This is a genomic window from Kitasatospora sp. NPDC059722, from assembly GCF_042733235.1.
Classification (GTDB): Bacteria; Actinomycetota; Actinomycetes; order Streptomycetales; family Streptomycetaceae; genus Kitasatospora.
This window is the reverse complement of sequence record NZ_JBHWGD010000187.1, coordinates 1-5,917: the sequence shown is the minus strand read 5'-3', so window position 1 is coordinate 5,917 and position 5,917 is coordinate 1. Positions and strand designations below refer to the sequence as shown.

General features: G+C 73.1%; 7 protein-coding genes. 3 read left to right on the top strand and 4 right to left on the bottom strand.

Annotated features, from left to right (window positions below; all coding sequences use genetic code 11):
- Positions 1 to 27 precede the first annotated feature (27 nt).
- On the bottom strand, positions 28 to 375 hold the full coding sequence (locus tag ACFV4F_RS41820) for a YciI family protein (RefSeq protein WP_380511006.1): 348 nt from the start codon (positions 373 to 375) through the stop codon (positions 28 to 30).
- Positions 376 to 575: 200 nt separating this feature from the next.
- On the opposite strand from ACFV4F_RS41820, the gene ACFV4F_RS41815 reads away from it, so the two are divergent.
- Complete coding sequence (locus ACFV4F_RS41815) at positions 576 to 2,036, top strand: DHA2 family efflux MFS transporter permease subunit (protein ID WP_380511004.1); 1,461 nt, start codon at positions 576 to 578, stop codon at positions 2,034 to 2,036.
- Here ACFV4F_RS41815 and ACFV4F_RS41810 read toward each other — a convergent pair.
- The 3 genes from ACFV4F_RS41810 to ACFV4F_RS41800 all read right to left on the bottom strand — a co-directional run bounded on the left by ACFV4F_RS41810 (position 1,975) and on the right by ACFV4F_RS41800 (position 4,357).
- Positions 1,975 to 2,850: a PaaX family transcriptional regulator C-terminal domain-containing protein gene (locus ACFV4F_RS41810; RefSeq protein WP_380440868.1), complete on the bottom strand. Its 876-nt coding sequence runs from the start codon at positions 2,848 to 2,850 to the stop codon at positions 1,975 to 1,977. The genes ACFV4F_RS41815 and ACFV4F_RS41810 overlap by 62 nt on opposite strands.
- Before the next feature lie 62 nt (positions 2,851 to 2,912).
- Positions 2,913 to 3,800, bottom strand: a complete 888-nt coding sequence (locus ACFV4F_RS41805; protein WP_380511001.1) for a fumarylacetoacetate hydrolase family protein — start codon at positions 3,798 to 3,800, stop codon at positions 2,913 to 2,915.
- A 137-nt stretch (positions 3,801 to 3,937) separates the two neighbouring features.
- Positions 3,938 to 4,357 carry a RidA family protein gene (locus ACFV4F_RS41800; RefSeq protein WP_380491098.1) on the bottom strand — a complete coding sequence of 140 codons (420 nt, stop codon included), beginning with the start codon at positions 4,355 to 4,357 and terminating at the stop codon, positions 3,938 to 3,940.
- Between the two features lie 95 nt (positions 4,358 to 4,452).
- Here ACFV4F_RS41800 and ACFV4F_RS41795 point away from each other — a divergent pair, with 95 nt between their 5' ends.
- Together ACFV4F_RS41795 and ACFV4F_RS41790 are read left to right on the top strand one after the other, a co-directional pair.
- A complete protein-coding gene (locus ACFV4F_RS41795; RefSeq protein ID WP_380440877.1) occupies positions 4,453 to 4,935 on the top strand; it encodes a cupin domain-containing protein in 483 nt (160 codons plus the stop codon).
- Entirely contained in the window at positions 4,935 to 5,834 is a 900-nt protein-coding gene (locus ACFV4F_RS41790; RefSeq protein ID WP_380510998.1) for an acyl-CoA thioesterase, read from the top strand. The genes ACFV4F_RS41795 and ACFV4F_RS41790 overlap by 1 nt, the downstream gene beginning before the upstream one ends.
- The last annotated feature ends 83 nt before the right edge of the window (positions 5,835 to 5,917 follow it).

Here is a 5,917-nt window from a genome sequence, read left to right as displayed (position 1 = left end):
CGGCGTCGGCGGCCGCCGCGCGGTCGGTCAGCGCTGCCAGTTCGGTCTCACCTCGATCGTCCCGTGCCGGGCGCCGGGGATCTTGGAGGCGATCTCGATCGCCTCGTCGAGGTCCCGGGCGTCGACCATGTAGTAGCCGCCGACCTGCTCCTTCGTCTCCGCGAAGGGGCCGTCGGCCACCAGCACGTCGCCGTCGCGCACGCGGACGGTGGTGGCGTCGGCGGTCGGCCGCAGGCGCTCGCCGCCGAGGAGGACGCCGCGGCGGCCCATCTCCTCGCCGAAGGCGGTGTACTCGGCGAGCATCGCCGCGCCCTCGTCGGGGCCGAGGGCGCCGATGGCGTTCTCGTCGGTGCAGATGATCAGCAGGTATCGCATGTCGTCCTCCTCGCAACAGCCCTTGGACCGAGTGGACCGGAGTCCCGGAATCGGTCGGTCACAGATGGGACGAACGGGACGAAGCCGGATGGACCACTCCATCGTCCGACGTCACCGCGCACCCGGCCATCGCTGTCCTCCGGACGCGTTCCCGTTCGTCCCACCCGTGCAAGCCACCCACCCCGAGGAGGTGCGTCCCGATGACCACCGCCACCGCGCAAACCGCCCCCGCGCGGCCGGCCCGGCAGGCCTGGACCCTGGTCCTCGCCTCGCTGGGCGTCTTCATGACCGCCCTCGACACCCTCGTCGTCACGACCGCCCTGCCCGCGCTGCGGATCTCCCTGCACGGCGGCCTGTCCGACCTGGAGTGGACGGTCAACGCCTACAACCTGTGCTTCGCCTGCGCGCTGCTCACCGGTGCCGCGCTGGGCGACAGGTTCGGCCGGCGGCGGATGTACGCCGTCGGGCTGGCCGTGTTCACGGCGGCCTCGGCCGCGGCCGCGCTCTCCCCGACGGTCGGCGCGCTGATCGCCGCCCGGGCCGTGCAGGGCGCGGGTGCGGCGCTGGTGATGCCGCTGACGCTCACCCTGATCAGCGCGGCGTTCCCGGCCGGGAAGCGCGGCATGGCGATCGGCCTGTGGGGCGGCATCGCCGGGCTGGCGGTGGCGGCCGGTCCGGTGGTCGGCGGCGCGGTCGTGCAGGGGATCAGCTGGCACTGGATCTTCTGGCTGAACGTGCCGATCGGCCTCGCCCTGATCCCGCTCGCGGCGACCCGCCTGCGCGAGAACTTCGGTCCGCGGCCGCGCCTGGACGTACCCGGGCTGCTGCTCGCCGGGGCCGGGTTCTTCGGCCTCACGTGGGGGCTGGTCCGTTCGAACACCGTCGGCTGGGCGAGCGGCGAGGTGCTCGGGTCGCTGCTCGCGGGCGCGGCCGTCGTCGGCGCGTTCCTGTGGTGGGAGCGGCGGGCCCCGGCACCGATGCTGCCGCTCGCGATGTTCCGGCGCCGCAGCTTCTCCGCGGCCAACGGCGTGAGCTTCTTCCTCTACGCGGGCCTGTTCGGCGCACTGTTCCTGATGGCGCAGTTCTTCCAGACGGCGCAGGGCCTCACCCCGATGCAGGCGGGCCTGCGCCTGCTCGCCTGGACGGCGGCGCCGGTGGTGGTCGCGCCGCTCGCCGGACGGCTGGCCGACCGCTACGGGAACCGGCCGTTCATCGTCCTCGGCCTGCTGCTCCAGGCCGGCGGGCTCGCCTGGGTCGCCGGGATCGCCCGGCCGGCCTCCGGCTTCGCCGCGCTGGGCGTCGCCCTGGCGATCGCCGGGACCGGCACCTCCCTGGTGTTCCCGACCGTGGCCAACGCCGTCGTCGAGTCGGTCGACGACCGGGACGTCGGCATGGCGGCCGGCACCAACAGCGCGATGCGCGAGCTCGGCGGCGTCTTCGGCGTGGCCGTCCTGGCCTCCGTCTTCGCCCGCCCCGGCGCGTACTCCTCGCCCGCCGTGTTCGTCGACGGCTTCACCACGGCGCTGTGGGTGGGCGTCGGATTCTCCGCCGTCGGCGTCCTGGTCGGCCTGTTCGGCCTCCGACGCAAGGCCCCCGCGCCTACTCGGCGTGGATCACCGACAGCGCGTGTTCCCGCGCGCCCGTACTCAACATCGCGTTGAGCTCGTCGAACAGGGCGCCGGCGCTGACCCCGTTCCAGCCCGGGGGGAGCAGCGAGAGCGGCAGGCCGGGGTCCCGGTACGGGAGGCGGCGCCACTGGGTGAGCATCGGGACGTAGACCCGGAAGGCCTCCAGCGGGGTGACGCCGGAGGTCTTCACCCGGTCCAGGACCGGGCGGTGGCGGGCGAGGAACTCCGCGTACAGCTCGGCGAGTTCGTCGAGGTCCCACCAGCTGCGCACCTTGGAGCGCAGGTCGCCGAAGGCGTAGTGCTCGCCACTGAAGATGTCGACGTAGGCAGCGAGCCCGCGGCGCTCCAGGGTGCGGCGGGTCTCGGCGGCGAGGTTGCCCGGCGCCACCCAGACGCCGGGCGCCGCGGTGCCGAGGCCGAGCCGGGTGAGGCTGGTGCGCAGCTCGTGGCGTTTCTGGCGCTCGGACTCGGGGACGGAGAAGACGACGACGATCCAGCCGTCCTCGGGCACGGCGCGCACGCGCTCGAAGATGCGGGCGTCGCCCTCGGCGAGCGTCTCCAGCACCGACGGGACGAGCGCGTACCCGGCGGCGCCCCCGTGCCGCCCGCTCTCCAGGACGCCACGCCGCTTGAGGCGGGAGATGGACGAACGGACGGCGGGCGGCTCGACGCCGAGGTCGCCCATCAGCCGGACCACCGACGCGACGGAGAGCCAGTTCTCCTCACCGCGCGCGTACAGGCCGAAGGTGGTGGTGATCAGGGGGCCGTGCCGCGCGTCGCGGCCGGCCGCGGGGGACTCCTCGTGCCCGGCCGTCACAGGTGCGCTCTCCTCGTCTCGGGCCGGCATTGTGGATCAAGCCCGGTGTTGATCAAGCTCGGCCGCGGGCAGCCTATCGCCTCTGCCGGTCATCACATCAGCGACGTCCGCACGACCCGGTTGCGCAGCTCGCCGAGCCCGTCGACGCGTGTGACGACGACGTCCCCGTCGCGCAGGAAGACCTGCGGGTCGCGGGCGCTGCCGATGCCGCTCGGGGTGCCGGTGAGCAGGACGTCGCCGGCGCGCAGCGTCATCCCCCGGCTCAGTTCGGCGATCAACCGGGCGATCGGGAAGGCCATCCGGGCGCTGGTGGCGTCCTGGCGCGGTTCGCCGTTGACCTCGCAGCGCACGCGCAGGCCGCCCGGGTCCGGCACTTCGTCGGCGGTGGTGAGCCAGGGGCCGAGGGGCATGGTGGCGTCGATGCTCTTGCCCTTGAGCCACTGGCCGCCGTGGGCGCGCTGGAGGTCGCGCTGGGAGACGTCGTTGGCGACGAGGTAGCCGAAGACGTGGCCGAGGGCCTCGGACTCCGGGATCGACCGGCCGTCGCGGCCGATGACGAGGGCGATCTCGGCCTCGTAGTCCCACTGGGCGGAGAGTTCCGGGTCGTAGGCGATGTCGTCGGCCGGGCCGATGACGGTGTCCGGGCCCTTGGTGAAGAAGGTGGGCCGGTCTGGCCGCCCGGCCGGGTCCTGGCCGCCGCGCTTGCCGCGGGACTCCTCGAAGTGGTCCCAGTAGTTCCAGCCGGTGCACAGGATGTCGCGGTTGAAGTGCTGCAACGGCGACTCCAGTCGGACGTCCGCGAGCGCGACGACCGGCGCGTGCGCCACCGCGGCCCGCGCCGCCGCCAGGCCCTCCGGCCCGCCGCGCACGAGGACGTCGACCGTGCCGAGCCACTCGGGCAGCAGGGCCAGGGCCTTCGCGTCCTCGTCGACGGCCCCTGCGCGCGGCCGGCCGTCGACCGTCAGGGCTGCGAGCTTCATCGTTGCGGTACCTCCGTTGCGACCGTCAGGGAAGATCGATCCACCGTGCACTCGTCACGGCGCCCGATTCAGGTGCCCGATTCGCGGCGATCCACTCGCGCTGCCCGGGGCACGGTGCTCCACCCCCGCAGATCGGCTCACGCCGCGGGCCGCACCAACCGCTCGTCCGGGATCACCGCGACCCCGAGGATCTCGATCAGCGCCTCCGGCTGCCACAGCGCGGTGCAGCCGATGCCCGCCATCGCCGGGTAGACCGGCCCGGCCAGTTCGCGCCAGACCTCGCCGATTTCCTTGCCGTGCGCCTGGTAGTCGGGGATGTCGGTCAGGTAGATCGTCACGCTGACCAGGTCCTGCGGCTCGCCGCCCGCCTCGCGCAGGGTGGCGAGGACGTTGCCGAAGGCCTGCCGGAACTGCTCCACGATGCCGCCCGGCACGATCCGCATGCCGGCGTCGAGGGCGGTCTGCCCCCCGAGGTGGAGGATGTTGCCAGCCAGCGTCCCGTGCGAGTAACCGCTCGGCTTCGGCAGGGAGCTCGGGTTGACGGGCACCGGCGTCATGCGGCCTCCATCGTGTGTCGGGGCGAGATGTATTGACACTAGATGACGGTCGTGAAAAAAACGAGATACCGATCCCGAGAAACGGAGCCGTCCGCATGGAGCCCGATCTCAGCACGTACCAACTCGACGGCGACAATTCGATGTACCGCCTCCCGAGCGGTCTGGTCGCCCCCGTCGTCACCCGCCGCGGCATGGAGGACCCGGGCACCGCCGACTCCGGCGGCGCCGTGCGGATCTCGGGCGTGAGCATCCAGCACACCCCCGCCCGCCGGCTCTGGTTCGGCCAGGTCAGCAACGAGCCCGGCTACCGCTCGGTGACCCACCACCACGGCGAGGCCGAGACCGGCGGCTACGTCCTGGAGGGCCGCGGCCGCATCTACTTCGGCGAACGGTTCGAGGACTACATCGACATGGAGCAGGGCGACTGGGTCTTCGTGCCCCCGTTCATGCCCCACATCGAGTGCAACCTCTCGCGCACCGAGCGCCTCGTGTGGATGACCACCCGCACGCCCGAGAACATCGTCGTCAACCTGCCGGACGTCGCCGACGACGACCTGCGCGACTGGACGGACCGCTGATGGCCGCCGATCCCACCTCCGAGGCCTTCACCTCGGCCGTCACCCTCAAGCCCGCCGAGCCCGAGCACTTCGACCTCGCCTTCACCGCCACCACCCAGCCCTGCCCGTGGCCCAAGGCCTACGGCGGCGACCTCGTCGCCCAGGCCGCCGCCGCCGCGATGCGCTCGGTGACGGACGGCAAGTCGCTGCACTCGATGCACGGCTACTTCCTGCGCCCGGCCGACATCGGCGCCGACGTCCGCTACGAGGTGGAGGTCCTGCGCGACGGCCGCGGCTACAGCACCCGCCAGGTGCGCGGCTACCAGAACGGCAAGCCGCTGTACGTCTGCCTGGCCAACTTCGCGGCCGGCGAGCCCGGCGGCACCTTCGCCGCCGGCTTCGACGGCTCGCTGCCCTCCCCCGAGAGCCTGCCGAGCTCGGCCGCCTACCTCGCCGACCGCACCGGCGGCACGATGACCGACGGGTCCAAGGCGTACTGGTCCGGCGGCCGCAGCTTCGACATGCGCCACGTGCCGGGCCCCGTCTACCTCACCGTCGAGGGCGAGCGGACCCCCCACCAGGCCGTCTGGATCAAGCCGTTCGACCACCTGCGGCCCGTCGAGGGCCTCACCGACGCGCAGCGCGACCAGGCCGCCCTCGCCTACGTCTGCGACTACACGATCCTGGAGCCCGTCCTGCGCGTGCTCGACCTCGCGTGGGCACGGCCCGGGCTGGTGACGGCGAGCCTCGACCACGCCATGTGGTTCCACCGGCCGGGACCGGTGGACGACTGGCTGCTGTACGTGCAGGAGGCGGTCGCCGCCGACAGCGGACGCGGGCTCGGCACGGGCAGGTTCTTCACCCGCGACCACCGCCACCTCGCCACCGTCGCCCAGGAGGGCATGATCCGCACCACCTGATCGTGCATGTGTTAGGGCGGCACGGAGAGGGGCTCGGGGGGGGGGGGCGCGGGGACGGCGCGCTGGGGGGCGGGGGGGGCGGT